The organism is Hymenobacter lutimineralis, from assembly GCF_008271285.1.
Classification (GTDB): Bacteria; Bacteroidota; Bacteroidia; order Cytophagales; family Hymenobacteraceae; genus Hymenobacter; species Hymenobacter lutimineralis.
This window is the reverse complement of the sequence record NZ_VTHL01000002.1, coordinates 154,474-173,373: the sequence shown is the minus strand read 5'-3', so window position 1 is coordinate 173,373 and position 18,900 is coordinate 154,474. Positions and strand designations below refer to the sequence as shown.

11 protein-coding genes are annotated in these 18,900 nt (G+C 57.7%); 7 read left to right on the top strand and 4 right to left on the bottom strand.

The genetic code is table 11. The annotated features are described in order from the left end of the window. Positions 1–13: 13 nt before the first annotated feature. Both dxs and FY528_RS03030 read left to right on the top strand, forming a co-directional pair. On the top strand, positions 14–1,957 hold the full coding sequence (gene dxs, locus FY528_RS03035) for a 1-deoxy-D-xylulose-5-phosphate synthase (protein ID WP_149069517.1): 1,944 nt from the start codon (positions 14–16) through the stop codon (positions 1,955–1,957). A 508-nt stretch (positions 1,958–2,465) separates the two neighbouring features. Continuing rightward, on the top strand, positions 2,466–4,004 hold the full coding sequence (locus FY528_RS03030; RefSeq protein ID WP_187631978.1) for a T9SS type A sorting domain-containing protein: 1,539 nt from the start codon (positions 2,466–2,468) through the stop codon (positions 4,002–4,004). Positions 4,005–4,127: 123 nt separating this feature from the next. Here FY528_RS03030 and FY528_RS03025 read toward each other — a convergent pair whose 3' ends face one another. Continuing rightward, positions 4,128–7,562 (bottom strand): PAS domain S-box protein, encoded by a 3,435-nt coding sequence (locus FY528_RS03025; protein WP_187631977.1) that lies wholly within the window; start codon positions 7,560–7,562, stop codon positions 4,128–4,130. A 356-nt stretch (positions 7,563–7,918) separates the two neighbouring features. On the opposite strand from FY528_RS03025, the gene FY528_RS03020 reads away from it, so the two are divergent. The 4 genes from FY528_RS03020 (at position 7,919) to FY528_RS03010 (ending at position 12,674) form a co-directional block, all read left to right on the top strand. Beyond that, a complete protein-coding gene (locus tag FY528_RS03020; RefSeq protein WP_149069514.1) occupies positions 7,919–8,452 on the top strand; it encodes a YceI family protein in 534 nt (177 codons plus the stop codon). A 378-nt stretch (positions 8,453–8,830) separates the two neighbouring features. Further along, positions 8,831–10,024 (top strand): Ig-like domain-containing protein, encoded by a 1,194-nt coding sequence (locus FY528_RS21145; protein ID WP_187631976.1) that lies wholly within the window; start codon positions 8,831–8,833, stop codon positions 10,022–10,024. A gap of 214 nt (positions 10,025–10,238) precedes the next feature. Continuing rightward, positions 10,239–11,786 (top strand): T9SS type A sorting domain-containing protein, encoded by a 1,548-nt coding sequence (locus tag FY528_RS03015; RefSeq protein ID WP_187631975.1) that lies wholly within the window; start codon positions 10,239–10,241, stop codon positions 11,784–11,786. Between the two features lie 126 nt (positions 11,787–11,912). Further along, on the top strand, positions 11,913–12,674 hold the full coding sequence (locus FY528_RS03010) for an alpha/beta fold hydrolase (protein ID WP_149069512.1): 762 nt from the start codon (positions 11,913–11,915) through the stop codon (positions 12,672–12,674). A 79-nt stretch (positions 12,675–12,753) separates the two neighbouring features. Here the strand turns inward: FY528_RS03010 and FY528_RS03005 are convergent, their stop codons facing one another. Together FY528_RS03005 and FY528_RS03000 are read right to left on the bottom strand one after the other, a co-directional pair. Beyond that, positions 12,754–13,749 (bottom strand): outer membrane beta-barrel protein, encoded by a 996-nt coding sequence (locus FY528_RS03005; RefSeq protein ID WP_149069511.1) that lies wholly within the window; start codon positions 13,747–13,749, stop codon positions 12,754–12,756. A 446-nt stretch (positions 13,750–14,195) separates the two neighbouring features. Continuing rightward, on the bottom strand, positions 14,196–15,191 hold the full coding sequence (locus FY528_RS03000) for an aspartate-semialdehyde dehydrogenase (protein ID WP_149069510.1): 996 nt from the start codon (positions 15,189–15,191) through the stop codon (positions 14,196–14,198). A gap of 117 nt (positions 15,192–15,308) precedes the next feature. Between FY528_RS03000 and FY528_RS02995 the strand changes: the two genes are divergently transcribed. Continuing rightward, complete coding sequence (locus FY528_RS02995) at positions 15,309–17,912, top strand: lamin tail domain-containing protein (RefSeq protein ID WP_149069509.1); 2,604 nt, start codon at positions 15,309–15,311, stop codon at positions 17,910–17,912. 70 nt (positions 17,913–17,982) lie between these two features. Here the strand turns inward: FY528_RS02995 and FY528_RS02990 are convergent, their stop codons facing one another. Next, complete coding sequence (locus FY528_RS02990; RefSeq protein ID WP_187631973.1) at positions 17,983–18,831, bottom strand: transporter; 849 nt, start codon at positions 18,829–18,831, stop codon at positions 17,983–17,985. Between the last annotated feature and the right edge of the window lie 69 nt (positions 18,832–18,900).

Genomic DNA, 18,900 nt, shown 5'->3' with positions numbered 1-18,900 from the left:
TTTATTTCCGAAGATGATTGTTGAACCTGGTGCCTTGTTGGCCGCTATAAACTCGCCCGACGACCTTAAAAAGCTGAGCCCCGACCAGTTGGTGCAGGTAAGCCAGGAGCTGCGGCAATTTATCATCGATTCGGTATCCATCTACGGAGGCCACTTTGGGGCTTCCCTGGGCGTGGTGGAGCTGACTGTCGCGCTGCACTACGTGTTCAACACGCCCTACGACCAGCTGGTCTGGGATGTGGGCCACCAGGCCTACGGCCACAAAATCCTGACTGGCCGCCGCGACCAGTTCCCCACCAACCGCCGCTACCACGGCATGTCGGGTTTCCCGAAGCGCAGTGAAAGTCCTTATGACGCCTTTGGCGTGGGCCACAGCAGCACCAGCATTGGCGCTGCGCTGGGCATGGCCGTGGCTTCCGACTATAAAAAGGAATTCGACCGCCAGCACATTGCCGTCATCGGCGACGGCGCCATGACGGCGGGTATGGCCTTCGAGGCCCTCAACCATGCGGGGGTAGAAAAGTCCAACCTGCTCGTTATCCTCAACGACAACTGCATGAGCATCGACCCCAACGTGGGCGCGCTCAAGGAGTACCTCACCGATATTACTACCTCCCGCACCTACAACAAGGTGCGCGACGAACTATGGAATGTGCTGGGCAAGCTCAGCAAGTTCGGCCCCAATCCTCAGCAGATAGCCCGCCGCGTGGAGCAGGCCATGAAAGCCACGCTGCTCAAGCAAGGTAACCTGTTTGAAGCCCTTAACTTCCGCTACTTCGGCCCCGTGGATGGCCACGACGTGCAGCACCTGGCTACCATTCTGCACGACCTGAAGAGCATTCCCGGCCCCAAGCTGCTGCACTGCGTGACGGTGAAAGGCAAAGGCTACGCGCTGGCCGAGAAAGACCAGACCCTGTGGCACGCCCCCGGCTTGTTCGACAAAATCACGGGGGAGATATACAAGAAAGTCCCCGACAAACCCCAGCCGCCCAAGTACCAGGATGTATTTGGGCACACGTTGGTGGAGCTGGCCGAGCAGAACGACAAGATCATGGGCGTGACGCCGGCAATGCCCTCGGGCTCGTCGCTGAACATCATGATGAAGGCCATGCCCGACCGCGCCTTCGATGTGGGCATTGCCGAACAGCACGCCGTCACGTTTTCGGCGGGGCTGGCTACGCAGGGGCTGATACCCTTCTGCAACATCTACTCTTCCTTCATGCAGCGGGCCTACGACCAGGTAGTGCACGATGTAGCCCTGCAAAACCTGCACGTGGTGTTCTGCCTCGACCGCGCCGGCTTTGCCGGAGCCGATGGTCCTACCCACCACGGCTGCTACGACCTGGCCTACATGCGCTGCATCCCCAACATGGTAGTGGCCGCTCCCATGAACGAGGAGGAACTGCGCAACCTGATGTATACCGCTACGCTGCCTGAAAACGCCGGCCCCTTCAGCCTCCGCTACCCGCGCGGCGAAGGCGTGATGCCGGAGTGGCGCAAGCCTCTGAAGAGACTGGCCATTGGCACCGGCCGCGTAGTGCGCGAAGGCCAGGGAGTGGCGGTGCTCAGCATTGGGCACATTGGCAACTACGCCGTAAAAGCCACCCAGAAACTGGTAGCAGAAGGACTCAACCCCGGGCACTACGACTTGCGCTTCTGCAAGCCCCTGGATGAGGAAATGCTCCATGCCATTGCGCGCCAGTACAAAGCCATTGTGACGGTAGAAGATGGCTGCCTGCAAGGAGGATTTGGCGCGGCTGTGCTGGAGTTCCTGGCCGACCACGGCTACAGCCTCCCCGTAAAGCGTCTCGGCATCCCCGACCGGATTGTAGAGCACGGCACCCAGGATGAGCTCTACAAAGAATGCGGTTTCGACGCCGACGGTATTGCTGCCGCCCTGCGCGAAATGGCGGGAAAGGTAGAAGCAACCACAAGGCCTGAACCCACCCTGGTCTAGCAGGGATGCCCCTGAATGGTTTCCTTATAATTTGATGTTCTGGTAAAAGGACAAGTCCCTTGCGTGAAATAATGCCTTTGGTGATTGGAATAATAATGTATTCAAAATAAACTATGGAATAGTGAACCAATATGAGGAGCTTAACCGTTCATGTGCGGAACACAGTTCTCTTAATTACCAGATAACCCTTCGCATGAAGATTTTCTACAACCTCACTTTCTTGGTGGTTCTGCTTCTGGGTGGCACTATTCATGGTGCACTGGCACAGTGTTCCTCCAACTTTTCGTTGGTTGCCCCCAATTCTGTTACCGGGCAGAAGGTAACCAATGGTACCAACCTGGGAAGTTTCACTTACTGTCCAGGCACATCATCTTCCACTTCCAATCGTGTTATCATTACGCTGGAAGCCCAGACTGGAGAATCAATTTTTGAACTCCGGGATGCTGCGGGTATTGCTGTGCCGCAGGGCAGCGGTAACGGTGGGAATTTCACGGTTACGCTTGGGCCAGTGTTACAAACGGCGACGCTCGACAACCTCGTTGCCACGGCTAATACAAACACGGTCACGTTTACGCTGCCTACTGCTTCCTCCGGCCGCACGTATCAGCTTACCAGCCGTCTTACCAGTTGCTCCAACGATAAGTTCGACGTAATAGCCTTCAGTTCTAGCCCGGTTCTGAGCCTGACGGCTTCGCAAAGCGGCTCTACCGTTAGTGGTACCGTTTGCCCCAATACCACGGTGCGGTTGACGGCCGCCGTGAACGGCGAGACCCCGCCGGCTGGTACCATCTACACGTTCTACACCATCAACGCCAGTGGTACCGAGACCATTCTGAAATCTTCTACGGATTCGTTTGCAGATGTTGTTCCGACCACTAGCACCAACTACTACGTGCGCGCCAATACCACTACCTGCGGTAACAACACGGTGCAGACTATCAATGTAGCCACCAACCAGATTACAGTAGCATCCAATGCCGTGGGGGCTGTTTGCCCCGGTACGCCGGTTACAATATCGGCCAACAATCTGGTGGCCAACTCTTCGTATACGCTTGTAAATGCGGCCGGTACTACGGTGGCCACAGCAACTTCTACCACCGGCGGAACGGTTTCATTTACGGTTACACCCAGTGTTACCACTACGTACACCGTCAGAGGGGCTATTCCGAGTTGCTCCAGCGGCGCGGCGCAAGGCTCCATTACAGTCAATGCCAACAGCCTGTCCCTGACTTCCAACGATGCCGATAACACCATCAGCCGCGATACTCCCCAGTCGGTGACACTTGCGGCCGCCAATGGCGCCTCTGGTTCTACCTACACGTGGACGGCTACGATAGGGGCTACCACCACTACGCTGCCTACCACCACCAGCTCCATCACGGTGACCCCCCAGCGCACGACTACGTACGCGGTGACGGGTACTACGGCCGCTGGCAACTGCACCAGTACACAGAATCTCACCATTACTGTGACTGGCACGCTGCCCGTTGAACTCACTGGCTTTAAAGCCGTGTGGAGCGCCGCGGGCCCCAGAATAGTTTGGGCTACGGCCTCCGAGCGCGACAACCATTACTTTGAGGTGCAGCGCAGTATAGATGGGCAGACCTTTGTGGCGGTGGGCAAGCGTAGCGGGGCCGGCTCCACGGTAGCCCGCACCGATTACAGCTACGTCGATGAAGCCATGGCCAAGGCTCCTTTCGCCCGGCTTTACTACCGCCTCAAGCAGGTTGACCGAAACGGAACGGCTGCCTTATCTGATGTTAGCACGGTGCAAATACCCGTTAGCGGCCGCCCTTTGCAGGTAACGGCTTATCCTAACCCTTTCGAACAGACGTTAAAAGTGTCGTTGGGTGAGGCCGCTACCGGTACGGCTCTGGTACGGGTATATGATATGATGGGCAAGTTGGTGCTCACACAGACTTTGAGCATCAAGGCTGGCGTGAGCGTGTACGAAGTTTCCCGTCTTTCGAGTCTGGCCCCCGGCCTTTACTACTTGTCCGTGCGCCAGGGCGAGCAGCAGCAGATGCTAAAGGTGCGTCGTCGCTAGTCTTTCTTTCTCCTACCACAAAAAAGCCAGGCCTACCGGTCTGGCTTTTTTTGTGACTGCCTGTTTTCTCGCCTCACCAGTCGTAAGGAGCAAAAATGCCTGTGGGGCTTCAGTAACGAATTTTTACTCCGTCCCCAGCTCGGCCTGCAGCGTGTGCAGCTCCTGCTGCATGTGGGTGATGAGCTCTTCGAGCCCGGCCACAGTTTCCGAAATTCGTGGTAGCAGCACGGCTGCGTCGAAGGGCTGGCGCCAGACGTCCAGCTCCTGCACGGTGGGCAGCAGGCGAAACACTTCCAGGTGCTCCAGGCTGGGCTTGAGCTTGTGGGTGGCGGCGCGCATAGCATCCGAGCTTTGGGCGGCAACGGCCGCTTCCAGCTCCGTAATGGCTTCCTGGCAGCTTTCGATAAAAGACTCCAGCATCAGCACGGTAAAGGAGGCGTCGCCCTGCCCGATTTTGTGCACAATGTCGAGGTTATACAAAGCCGGGGCCGGGGTGGGCGCCAGAGCCGTAGCCGGTGCCGGGCCTGGTTCCAGGGTGCTTTCGCCAAGGGTCCAAAGGCACAGGAGCTTCAATAGCTCTTCTTCCTGGAAAGGCTTGGCCAGGTAGTCGTTCATGCCCGCTTTCAAGCATTTCTCCCGCTCTCCTTTAATGGCATTGGCCGTGAGGGCAATAATGGGCGTGACAAGGCCCAGCTGGTGCCGCAAATAGGCCGTCGCTTCCAGCCCGTTCATAATCGGCATCTGCACGTCCATCAGAATCGCATCGAAGGCGTGGTCGCGGGCCAGCTCCACGGCGGCGGCCCCATTCTCGGCTTCCACTACCACCAGGCCGGAGTTTTGCAGGAAGCCTTTGGCAATCTGCCGGTTGAAGTGGTTGTCTTCCACGAGCAGCACCCGCTGGCCCCGCAGTCTTTCCCGGGTGGCCGAGGTAATCAGCGTTTTCTGGGGCAGATCGGCGGCCGTACCAATGGCTAGGCGCAACGTAAACTGGCTGCGCGTGCCCTGGTGCTTCTGGCTGTCGATTTCAATTTCTCCGCCCATCAGGTTTACCAGCCGGCGACTAATGCTCAAACCCAGGCCCGTACCGCCAAACTTGCGCGTCACGGAAGAGTCTTCCTGGCTGAACTCATTGAAGATATCCACTAGGTAGTCGGCGTCGATGCCAATACCCGTATCAGCTACCACAAAGCGCAGCAGCACATCCGTATCGGTGGCGTCCAGCAATTCGCACCGGATGGCTACGGCGCCTTTTTCCGTGAACTTGATGGCGTTGCCAGCCAGGTTCAGCAGCACCTGCGTGATGCGGTACGGGTCGCCCAGCAGCACGGGCGGCAACTGGTCGTCGGCCACTACGCCAAAGCTGAGGCCCTTTTCTTCGGCCCGGAAGTGCAGGCTTTTTTCCACCTGCTTCAACAAGGTCACGGCGCTGAACCCGATGCGCTCAATCAAGAGCTGGCTAGCCCCGATTTTCGACAAATCGAGGATGTCGTTCAGAATAACCAGCAGGTTTTCGCCGGAGGTGGCAATGGCGTGCAGGTAGTTCTGCTGCTCGGCGTTGAGGGGCGTTTTGGCCAGCAGCTGGCCCATGCCCAGAATGGCGTTCATGGGCGTCCGGATTTCGTGGCTCATGTTGGCCAGAAACAGCTCTTTGGCCCGGGCCGAGTCCTCGGCCTGGTCTTTGGCGGCGCGCAGATGGTTTTCCAGGCGCTTTTGGTGGGTGATGTCGAGGGTGATGCCAATGGTGCCGAATACCTTGCGGTCGTCGCCGTAGAGGGGTGCCGCACTCACCAGGAGCCATTTGGTGTCGCCGGTTTTGCTGGTAATCACCAGCTCGTAGGTTTCCGATTCGCCCAGCTGCCGGCGCCGGTCTTTCTGGCGCATCATCTCCAGATCCGTGGGGCTAAGCATGTACATCATCACGGGCTGAGCCTCAAATTCCTCCCGGGAGTAGTCGGTGATGTCGCAGAATGCTTGGTTGACGTAGGTTACCCGCAGATCGAGGTCCATTTCTACAAGGCCCAGGTTCATGTTTTCGATGATGCCTCGGTATTTCTCCTCCCGCCGGCGCAGCATGTCCTCGTTGTTTTTGCGCTCGGTAATGTCCTCAAACTTCCAAAGGTGACCGATGTAGCGGCTTTCTACGAAGATGGGCGCGAAGTCACACTGCAGGGTGCGGCCGTCATCCAGCACAAACAGCTCCCCGGTAACCAGCTGGCGGCTTTGCACAATGGCCGTGTAGCGGGCCAGGAATGCTTCGGGCTGCAGAAACCGGTGCTGGATATCCTGGCCCAACAGGGAGGTATCGTAGCCAACCAGCTGCTCGGCCGTGGCTTCCAGCCGAAAAATGCGGCATACGGCTTCATTGGCCAGCACCACGCGCCGGTGCTCATCTTCCAGCAGAATGCCCTCCTGGAAGTTGGAAATAGTAGTATACAGGCGCAGGGTGCTGGCCTCCAGGGCCGCCGTGGCCTGCTTCACGGCTGATATATCGGTGTGTACCCCCGTCATGATGAGCGGGTCGCCCTGAGCGTCGCGCTTGGTGATGATGCCGCGCGTGAGCACCCATTTATAGGAGCCATCCTTGCAGAGCAGGCGGCGCTCTACCGAATAAAGCGGCGTTTCGCCGCGCAGGTAGGCGTTGGCCGCTTCCAGGCTCAGGGCCTGGTCGTCGGGGTGCACGTGGTGCTGCCAGGTAGGGAGCTTGGCAAACTCCTCCTCGCTGTAGCCCAGCATGGTGCGGTACGCTTCCGAGAAGTAATCCTCCCCGGTTTGGTAGTTGAACTCCCAGGCGCCGTCGCCGAACCGCTCAATGGCCGAACGCCAGCGCTGCTCGTTGGCCTGCACGGTTTCCTCGGCGTTTTTTAGGTCGGTTACGTCCAGCAGAATGCCGCTGTAGAGGCGGCCGTGGGTGGCAGACGGCGAGCAAACGGCGCTGCCCCGGCACCAGCGCATGGGCTGTCCGGGTACCAGCAGGCGCCCCTCAAACGACCATTCGCCGCCCAGGCGGCGTACCTGGCGCAGGGCTTTATGCCAGCCGGGGCGGTCCTCTGGATGCAGAAAATCAACCAGATGGTACACCTGCTCGGGCAGCAGGCCAAAGATATTGGCAAGCTGGGGGCTGATGTAGCTGAGGCCAAATTGTTCGGGGCTCAGCTCACGCCACTGAAAGAGTACGCCCGGAATGTGTTCGGTGAGGTAGCGGAACCGCTCTTCCCGCTCCAGTAGCATATCTTTCCACTCGGCAATATCTTCGAGCAGACCCACAAACAAGTCCTCCGACCCGTGGCTTGCCGGCAGGGGCTGCACTTGCAGACGCATCCAGCGGAGGGCGCCACTAGCCTGCTGGAACGGCGCTTCGTAGCGCAGGCGCCGGGCCGTAGCCAGCTGCTGCCGGAACACTTCCGGGGTGGTGCCGGTACCAGCCAGCGCACTGATAAGCAAATCGGGGACCTGCTGGGGTGCCGTAAACCCAAACAGCTGCTGAAAACCCGCATTTATCCACGTAAGCTGCCCGGCGGAGTTGAGCACAACGACGGCATCAAATACTTCTTCCAGCAAAGCAAAATCCCGTTGCCAGGAATCAGCTGGTATTATAGGCGGTGCATTCACGGACGAATAGAGCGGGCGGGTAAACGAATGGGGTAGGTGTGAGTCCCAAGAAGTAAGGTACTACTTGCCACGCTATATACTAGAAGCCGCCGATGGGATTTCTAAAAAAGGCCGGACTATGCTTTGTTGGGGGAAGCCTAGCAGCTTCCAAACCTGGGCAACTACACTGCGGGAGCGGTAGACAAAAAATAAATAGATGTATGTACACGTATGTAGGTACATTATTCATATCTTTGTTCTACTACTCCGCCACCCAGCGCGTAGGTTATTTTCTTCGTCTACCCTCACTTTTTCCTTTCAGCACCATGGCTACTACCAAATGGGTTATCGACCCCACACACACTGAAGTTCAGTTCAAGGTAAAACACCTCGTCATTTCTACGGTTACGGGCTCGTTTAAGCAGTTTGCCGGGGAAGCTGAAACCGAGGAGGATGACTTTGCAACGGCTAAGGTTCGTTTCACGGCCGATATCAGCAGCATTGATACCAACCAGGAGCAACGTGACCAACACTTGAAGTCGGGGGATTTTTTCGACGCAGAGTCGTACCCTCAGCTCATTTTCGAATCTACTTCGATGCAGAAAACCGGGGAAGGGGAGTACCAGCTGTTGGGCAACCTCACGCTGCGAGGCACCACGAAGCCCGTTACTTTGCAGGTGGAGTACGGCGGCTCGGCTACCGATTTTTACGGCAACCAGAAAGCCGGTTTTGAGGTGAGCGGTAAGATCAGCCGCAAAGAGTTTGGCCTTACTTGGGACGGGATTACCGAAGCCGGGGCCATTGTGGTGGGCGACGAGGTAAAGCTGTTTGCCAATGTGCAGTTTGCCAAGCAAGCCTAGTAAGCCGCGCCCGCCGCAAAAAAAAGACTCCCGGCCCCGGGAGTCTTTTTTTTGCGGCGGGCGCGGCTTATACGAATATCAAAGGCGCCAAGTTGCCTATCTGTGGCGTAAGCACCGCCGTAAAAGTGCGTTCAGAAAGTGAAAAACAAAGGTAGGTGCCCATAGCAGGACTTGGGCCCACGCAAGGTGTGATTTGTGTTATTCTAATATAATGTAACCAAAATACGAGTTGATTTTCGGCTTAACTACCTGTTATGCTGCAATAGCAGACAATCGTGAATTATGAAGTATTGAAGTAAATTTTGTATATTTGTGGACAGGTTTCTGCGCTGTGCCCTTACCACTTCGTTAGCAGTCTGACACTTAAAAAAATATATTATGAAAAACTGGTACTCCCTTTTGAGTTTGCTGAGCCTGTTGCTATGGGCAGGCCTAAGCACCAGCTATGGCCAGTGTTCGGGAAAGCTGGACCTGATTTATCCCACCACTACCGGTACGGCCACGCTTACGGTAAACAACGGTAACGGCTCGGCCACTACCACTACCTGTCCTACTACAGCAAATGGTGGCGCAGTATTGCTGTCGTTTAATGGGGATTCAGATTCCAATATCTTGGTTGAGGCGATAACCACCGTGAATGGTGTCCAGCAAACCACGACGGTGCAGTCCTATTCTAACGTGCCGGCCTATACTGTGAATAGCATCACGGTGACGCCGAGTACCACTACTACCTACCGGGTAACTGCTACTACTACGGCATGTCAACAGACGAAGACAACTGTTGCTTCCATCTCCGTTACGCCTTCGCTCAGACTCAGCGCCACCAACAATGTCACCACTATTTGCTCGGGCACAAGCACGGTACTCACGGCTACGGGCGGCGTGGCCGTGCCTCCGGCAACCCAAGCTGTGTATACTTTCTCGGGTCCCGGTATCACTACACAGTCAAACACGACCGGCACCCTTACGGTAACGCCCACTGTTACTTCTACCTACACCGTTACGACCAACACGGCCAGCTGCGGCACTGCCACCCAGCAGATTACGCTGGTGGTGCCCACCCTCACGGTAACGCCCGCAGCGCCCGGCATTTGTGCCGGTAGCCCGACTACCCTCACGGCCGCTTCAAACCTTACCGGCGGCACGTACACCTGGACGATTCCGGCCACTGGAACCACCGTGGGCACCGGGGCTGCCATTACCGTAAGCCCTACGGCTACTACCACGTACCGTGTAACCTATAGCGGGACTACCTGCACCAATGCGCAAACGAGAGACGTAACGGTAACGGTAACGTCGACGCCGACACTGGCCGTAACGCCTACGTCGGCTACTACCTGTGGCACGGGCTCTACCGTGCTCACGGCTAGTTCCAACATCACGGGGGGCTACCTTCACCTGGTCGCCGGCTACGGGCCTGAGCGCCACCACTGGCGCTACGGTTACGGCTTCTCCATCCGTTACAACCACCTATACTGTGACGTCGGTAGTGTGCGGCCAGACGCTAACCAAGCAAGCCACTATAACGGTACTTACACCCCCAACGATCACGCCGATTGTAGTCAGCCCTAGTACAACTATTTGTCAAGGCACGCAAATAACCTTATCAACCTCTGGAGCAGCAAGCTATACTTGGACAGTAACTACTTCGAGTGGTACGTCGACAATTTCATCGACCGCGAGTACAATTAATCAAATACCCTCAGGGACCACCACATATTCCGTGATAGGAAGGACGTCTGCAGGTAGCAATTGCACCTCAACTGCTCAACAAATTACGATTACCGTGAACCCCACGCCCGTTATCAGCAACATTGCCGTAAGCCCCCCTTCCACGGTGTGCTCTGGCACGCAGGTGACGCTGACGGCTACGGCTAGCAATGCGACATCGTATGCCTGGACGGCGACGACCAATGGTGTGACGACTTCTGCTGGCACGACGGCGGCCATCACCGTGACGCCTTCAGCCACGACGACCTACTCGCTGGTAGCCAGCAATGCCAACTGCTCCTCCACTGCCCTGACGCGTACCATCACGGTCAATCCCACGCCCACTATTACGGCTATAACGGGTGGTCCGGCTTCCGGAGCTACCTGCTCGGGCACGCCCTTCACGCTGGCTACAACCAGCGCAAATGCTACCTCCTATACCTGGACGCAAAAGATTGGGAGTGCTAACGCTACTACCCTGGCCGAAACCGGTAGCACGCTTTCCGTAACACCTACGGCTTCTACCGCTACTACGTACGTATATACAGTAGTCGGCAGAACGGCGACCTGTACCTCAAGCTCACAAACCCTGACATTTACGGTCAACCCCCAGCCGACCGTAAGCGCTACGGCTATTGCCCCCGAAATCTGTGAAGGCAATGGGACTGTGCTGAATGCCCTGGGCGCTTCTACTTATACCTGGTCGCCCAGCACGGGGCTGAGTGCAACCTCCGGCTCGTCGGTATTCGCTTCGCCGACTACCACCACCACGTATACCGTAACGGGGACCAACAGCAGTGGCTGCACCAACACGGCTACTGTTACGGTAACCGTAAATGCGGTGCCTACCATCGTGGTAACGCCGGCCTCGGGTACCAGCCCAGCCACGCTCACGGCCAGCGGAGCAAATACTTATAGCTGGTCGCCGGCTACGGGCCTGAGTTCTACTACTGGTGCTACTGTGGTAGCCACCCCGACCACCACCACCACCTACACCGTGACGGGCACTTCCGGTACCTGCACCAACTCCAAGCAGGTGACGGTGAGCGTACCACTGCCGGTGACACTGGTGAGCTTCACGGCTACCTGGACCGGCACCAGCGCTAAGCTGGTCTGGGTTACTTCCTCGGAGAAAAACAGCGACTATTTCGCCATTGAGCGCAGCCTCGACGGAAAAAACTTCCGTACCATTGGGCAGCAGAAGGGCGCCGGCAACACGCTGGCTCGCACTACCTACCAGTTCGTGGATGGCAGCATTGTAGCGGCTCCCGGCAGCCTAGTGTATTACCGCCTGCGTCAGGTAGATGTGTCGGGGGAGACCAACTTCTCGGATGCCAAGACACTGCAATTGCCCGCTACAGCGCAGGCTTTCAAAGCAACAGTATTCCCCAACCCCTTCGAGCAAGACGTGACGGTGCAGATATACAGCGTAGGTCAGGTCCCCATCACCTGCACCGTGCAGGATGTACTGGGCCGGACGCTGCTTACCCGTACGCTAAAGACGGCTACGGTAGGGCTGCAGGAGATTCCGCTGCCGCAAAGTGCTGCACTCGGGGCCGGAGTTTATTACCTCACCGTTCAGCAGGGCACGCAAAAGCAGGTGTTGAAGCTGAGCCGCAAGTAAGCACATTAGCTTAAAAGGCCACAGAAAAAGCCAGTCACCTTTGGGGCTGGCTTTTTCTGTGGCCTTTACCTTTACGGGCAAATCCTGGGGTTACCAGGCTCACGTCGTTGTCGTGTTTTTGCTGCTATGTCTACTTCTTCCCCTGTTATTCTGTTTCTCCACGGTTTTGCTGAGTCGCGCGAAGTGTGGACGGAGTTTACCCGCGAGTTTCCCGATCAGTACCGTCTGCTCACCCTGAATCTGCCCGGACACGGTACCAACGTACACGACATCCGCGACTACTCTATGGAGGCGCAGGCCCGCTACGTAGCTGGGCAGTTGCGCCAGAAAAATGTACCACAGGTTTTGCTGGTGTGCCACAGTATGGGCGGGTACGTAGCGTTGGCCTTTGCCGAGCGCTACCCCGAGATGGTAGCCGGGCTGGTGCTGTTTCACTCCACCGCCCTTCCCGATACCGAGGAAAAGAAAAGCAACCGCGACAAGAACATTGACTTTGTGCGCCGCCACGGGGTAGCCCGGTTTATGGAGTCTTTTATCCGGCCGCTGTTTGCGCCCGCCAACCGGGAGCGGCTGCTGGAGCCCCGGCAGCTGCTGGAAGACATTGGCCGCTCTACCCCCGAAGCCACTGTAGTAGGCATGTTGGAAGCCATGAAAAACCGACCCGACCGCACCCACGTGCTGCGGGAGGCCGCGTTTCCGGTCTTGTTCATAGCCGGCAAAGACGATGTAGCCGTACCCATCGACAGCCTGCTGCCCCAGCTGCTACTGCCGTCCCAAAGCCACGCATTGCTGCTCGATACTGTAGGGCATCTGGGCTATTTCGAAGAGCCGGAGCTGACGCGCCGGGCGGTGGTGGACTTTGCCGGGGTGGTCTTCGGGGAGGTGTAACGGAGGGTTTGCCGAGCTAGGCCTGGGCAGTGGCGGCGTTGTGGTTGCGGCGTCAATCAAGTAAAAAAGGCAGAACGCCTTAATTGCTCATGAACACGGACCAGTCGCCGGGCTCATAAATAGTGAATTGCAACCGAATGGGGACACTATTGACTAAATAGCTGATAGTGCCCTGGAAGGGAAACACCACGTTACGGAAGCCAACAAAGCCACTATTCTGGATACCACTCTGCTCCACGTTGCCACTGCTGCCCAACAGCTGTAGGTTAGTGATATTGGCGCCAGTGGCGTTCTGGGAGCGTACCAGCCGAATGGTTTGGCCTTCGCCCACGCGCTGAATGTTGGCGCGCGTTACGTTTTGTTGCTCTGTGATTTTAAAAGAGTTTAAGGCAACTGCTAAACTGTCGCGCTTGGTCCCACCGGGTATCTTACGCTTGTCCAAGGCAAAATAATACGTAAGCCCGGCCTGAACATTCATCATCTTGGTGAATGGCTGCCGGTTGATGATCTGGCTGAAATCCTGGTTAAACCGCACGTCCACCCCGAAGCCACCCGGAAGTTGGTAAGCGGCCTGGGTAATAAATCCTAGAGTTGAGTTGCTGTATACCCGATTCGAATTATCCGTTTGCCGGAAATATTCTACCTCGCCACTTGGCAGCAATGTGCGTTGTACGTTGCGTTGCGTTTGTAGCAGGATGCTATAGCGGGGGCCAAGTCCGAGGCTCCAGTTTTTGCCTTGGTAGTGAGCCAGTAACGGAATGTCCAGGTAATCCAGTTGCGCGTTGTCCTGCTCCAGATAAGAAGAACTACCTGCGTTGATGAGGGCGCCAGACTTGCTTTTATATCCTTTTCGTACCCATTCCAAGCCACTTTGCAAGGTTAACTGCTGCTGGGCTCGAAAAATCAGATTCACCCCGGCATATTGGTGAGAAACCGAACGGTACCGGTTGCCTTCAAGGCCGTTTAACCGCGAAAAACTCATGCCAGCCCGTGGTCCAATAGCTACGCGCTGGGCATAAACGGCTGTAGAAAAAGTTATTAGTATTGAACAGAGGGCGGGAGTGAAAAAACGCATCGGTTTCAATAATGAGAAGATAAAAAGTTGAAAATTTTTTACGGAGCTAAAAGTACTCCACAGGAAACGCGCAACAAGCAGCCGGCACACCGAACCCCAGCGGGTATGCTGGCTTGGTAAAGCTGTAACTAGACAGATCTTAGTGAACCATTATGAAAATCGACGTTTGTAGAAGACTAGGCAATCTGTACCAGACCGATTCATCTGCAGGAAAAAGCGGGCAATGGAAGCTGCTCGTGCCATAGAGTTGATTGGGCACCAAGGACTGCCTCAAGCAATTCTTGCCACCAGTCTGCAAATACATGCATTTGTTCTACACAACATTGGGTAAGTGTTTCAGTCGATGAATAACGACCTGCCACCCGAGTACGTAGCACAATCTCACCCACGAGTACAAAAAAGCCCCGGAGCAATTGCTCCGGGGCTTGTAAGGCTACCACTCGGGGTTACTTCAGCAGCCCCATCTCCAGCATTTTCTCGGCAATCTGCACGGCGTTGGTGGCGGCCCCTTTGCGCAGGTTGTCGGCCACTACCCACATATTGAGGGTGCGAGGCTGGGACTCGTCGCGGCGGAGGCGGCCCACCAGCACGGCGTCTTTGCCGTGGGCGTCTTTGGGCATGGGGTACACGTTGTTCTTCACGTCATCCACCAGTTCTACGCCCTCGGTGCGGGCCAGGATTTCGCGCACCTCGTCCAGGTCAAATTCCTCGGCAAATTCCACATTCACGGCTTCGGAGTGGCCGCCCATGACGGGAATGCGCACGGTGGTAGCCGTTACGCGGATGGAGTCGTCGCCGAAGATTTTCTTGGTTTCCTTCACCATTTTCATTTCCTCCTTGGTGTAGCCGTTGTCCTCGAACACGTCGATGTGGGGCAGCACGTTCAGGTCGATGCGGTGGGGGTAGGCCGGGTTGGAAGCCGTCTGCCCGGCCCGCTCTTCCAGGAGCTGATCCACGGCCTTTTTGCCGGTACCCGTTACGCTCTGGTAGGTGCTCACCACAATGCGCTGCACTTTGTAAGCGGCGTGTAGCTGGTTGAGGGCCACCACCATCTGAATGGTAGAGCAGTTGGGATTGGCAATGATTTTATCCTCGGGGGTGAGGTCTTTGGCGTTGATTTCCGACACCACCAGCTTTTTGGTGGGGTCCATGCGCCAGGCCGAAGAGTTGTCGATAACTACGGTACCCACGGCGGCAAAGCGCGGGGCATGCTCCTTGGACGTAGTGCCGCCCGCCGAGAAAATGGCTACCTCCGGACGGGCCGCAATGGCGTCGTCCATGCTCACCACCTTGAATTTTTTGCCCTGGAACTCGATTTCCTGACCCACCGATTTCTCGGAAGCCACCGGAATTAATTCCGTGACGGGGAACTGGCGCTCGGCCAGTACTTTCAGCATTTCACCCCCGACCAGGCCGGTGGCGCCAACGACAGCTACTTTCATACGATTTACAGGGTTTATCGGGTGTAAATGTACACTAGCATCCGGATTGATTTCTCGGTATATTTCTCCCGTCTCCGATTTCTAACGACGCATCTGCTACCCTAAACGGCTGTCCCTGTGCGCTTACTCTTCTGTTGTCTGCTCGCGCTTCTGGCGCTGCCCGCTGCCGCCCAGCTAACGGAATCATTCACCGACGGCAACTTTACCCAGAACCCCGCTTGGGCCGGCGACGCCGCCAGCTTCGAAGTAAATGCGCAGCTCCAACTACAGACGAACGGACCCGCTACCACCGGCACGGTGCTGCAGCTGTCCACGGCCAGCACCACGGCCAATGGGGCTACCTGGGAGTTTTATGCCAATCTGAAGCTGGCCACCAGCTCGGGCAATTATGCCGATGTGTGGCTGCTTTCGGAGCAGGCCGACTTGAAAGGAGCCGGCAACCGCGGCTACTTTGTGCGGCTGGGCGGTACCCCCGATGAGGTGAGCCTGTTTCGGAAAGACGCTACCGGCAGCCCCGTGTACGTGGTAAATGGCCGTGACCAGAGCCTGAACTCCGCCACCAACAACCTCGCACGGGTGCGAGTCACCCGCTCCCTGGCCGATGGCTGGACGCTGGAAGTAGACTACACCGGCACGGGGCAAAGCTACCAGCTGGAAGGCATCGGCGAAGACAATACCTACCTGCAAAGCAACTACCTGGGCGTGCTGCTCACGTATTCGTCCAGCAACAGCCGCAATTTCCTGTTTGATGATTTCAAAGTGACGGACCGGCTGGCCCCAAGCGTGGTGCGCGCCACGCCTACCGCCGCCCGCCAGCTCGACGTGGTGTTTGATGAGGCTGTAGCCACCCCCCAGGCCACTGGCAGCTACCAGCTCAATGGCGGCCCCGCGGTGCTCACGGCTACGCGGGATGCGCAAAACCAGAACGTAGTGCACCTCACCCTGGCCGCTGATCTGCCGACGGGCAGCAACGCCCTCGTGCTGCGCAACATTGCTGACCTGGCCGGGAACGTACTAGCAGGGCCTTTTACGCTGAGCTTTACCAACAGTGGCTTCGCCATCCTGCCCGGCGTAAACCAAGTCATCATCACCGAAATACTGGCGGATGAAACGCCGGTAGTGGGCCTGCCCGCCTCGGAGTACCTGGAAATCTACAACCCCACCGCCAACATCATCAACCTGAGCGGAGTGCGCCTGCTCAAGCCCGGAAGCAGTGGCAACCCGGCCGTGTTTCCGGCTACCGCTACTTTGCTGCCCGGGGAGTATGCGGTGGTGTGCGGCAGCACCCGTGCCGAGCAGTTTGCCAGCTACGGCAAAGTGTTCGGGGTAAGCAATTTTCCCAGCCTCAGCAACGGGGGCGACCAACTGGTGCTGCGCAGCCCTACGAGCCAAACCCTGTTTGAGGTGCGCTACTCGGATACCTGGTACAAGGATTCGGAAAAGCAGGAAGGAGGCTGGGCGTTGGAGATGATAGACACGACTAACCCGTGCGGGGGCCTCGAAAACTGGACTTCCAGTACCGACCCCAGCGGGGGCACACCGGGGCGGGCCAACGCCGTGCGTACGGCCAACGCCGACAATCGGCCGCCGGCTTTGCAGCGCGCCCTGGCTCTCACAGCTGCCTCCATTCGGTTGTTCTTCAGCGAAAAGCTGGACAGCGTAGCAGCAGCCAACCCGGCGCTGTACAGCGTCAGTGGGCAGAGCATTGCGCAGGTAGCGCCCATCAGCCCCGATTTTCGCGCTATAGACCTGACCCTGACTTCGCCTTTGCAGCCCAGCCAGCCCGTAACCGTGAGTGTGCAGCGCGCCACCGACTGCGTGGGCAATGCGACGGGCGCGGCTGCCACGGCTACGGTGGCCCTGCCTTCCGCCGCTGCGCGTGGCGACGTAGTCATAAACGAAATCCTGTTTAACCCCCGCACCGGCGGCTACGATTTTGTGGAGCTGCTCAACCGTTCGGCTAAGTACATCAACCTGCAGGGCTGGCAGCTAGGAAACGAGAAGCCTGATGGCGTCGTGGATGCCTCCGCCATCAGTGAGGTGCCTTTCGTGCTAGCCCCGGGGCAGCTAGTAGTGCTTACGGAGCGGCCCGATGTGGTGCAGGCCCAGTACCCGACCAGCGCCGAGCCAACCGCCTTCCTGGAGGTCGATGACCTGGCTACGTTTCCCGATGATGCGGGCATCGTTACGCTGTTTGACCGGAGCGGGGCGCCTTTCGAGCGGGTACCGTACAGTGCCAAGCAGCACTTGGCTTTGCTCGATGATGTAAACGGCGTGTCGCTGGAGCGCATCCGGGCCGATGGGGGCAACGACGCGGCCAACTACCACTCGGCGGCGGCCAGTGTGGGCTATGCCACGCCGGGCCGGCGCAACTCGCAGTTGCAGGAAGACCCTGCCGGCACCAAGCTATTCAGCGTAGAACCGGAGCTGTTCACGCCCGACGCCGACGGCCAGCAGGACTTTACAACCCTCAACTACACGCTCGACCAAACGGGGTATGCCGCAAGCGTGACCATCTACGATGCCCAGGGCCGGCCCGTGCGCAAGCTGGTGCGCAACGAAACCCTGCCTACCAAAGGCTTTGTGCAATGGGACGGCCTCACCGACCAGGGCCGCAAAGCCGGGGTAGGCATCTATGTGCTGCACATTGAGCTATTCCGGCCTAATGGTGGCACCAAGCGCGAGTACAAGCGCACCGTGGTTGTAGGGGCGCGGTTCTGATAGCAGCTCGGGCCTTGGCTTGCGGGCGATGGATAGGAATGAATGGTACCTGTAAACCTGCCTACGCGTGCTAGTGCCGGTACGTGAAGCCCACGAAAAACTCCCGCTCTGCTTCTCTGGAAAGCGCCAGGTGAGTGCCCAGGTCGGCCTGGAAGTTCTCCCCAATGGAGATGATGGGGGCTAAGTTGAGGGAAGACCGCCAGCCTGCGTGGTGGGCATCCCATTGCGTAACGCCTTCAACCAGGAAGCTGAACATCTCCGTGAACTCGTGGTCCAGCGCTACCGACGGCATTACCCGCACATAGTGGCTGTGCGCTTCCTGGTCGTAATTCAAATCTGACTCCAGCTGCACATCGAAGTTCCATTTATGTGGGAGCTCCACGTTCATGGGCACAATGAGGCCGCCTTCCACCGCCCCCTGCCCACTGGTAGGTAGGCGGGTGTAGGCTATGGTGGCCAGGGCAACAGGACCCTGTTGGTCGTCGCCCAGGAAATTATGCTTAAGTCGGAACGCCATATCGCCGAAGCTGGCTTGCCGCTGCCAGGGCGCATCGGGGGCGGGGCGCTCCTTGGCTATTTTATAGAGCGGCACTTCCAACTGCACATCGGTGCGGCGGCTCAGGCCCAGCTTGGCTACGGCATACGCGGCTTTCCAGGTCCGCTGCTGCTTGCCGTCCTCGCGCGAGTTAATCAGGCGCAAGGCGTCGGTTTCGAGCTGAAAATGGCCGGCATCCACCGTAAAGGGGCTTTCGGTTACCCCGGGCCGGTCGGGCCGCAGGGGGCGCAGCTGGGTGCGCGGTACGGGCTTAAACAGATTGAAGTGTGCGGAGTCGTAAGGGCAGCTCTTGGGCTTGTCCTGGGCCTGAGCTGCGCCCGAAATCAACAGGCTAGCTGCGGCCAACACGTAAAAAGTATGCATGGAGTAAGGCGGGAAGGAGGGAGGTGCCGCCTGATACGTACCCATGTCAGAAGAGGGTGCAAGTGTCGA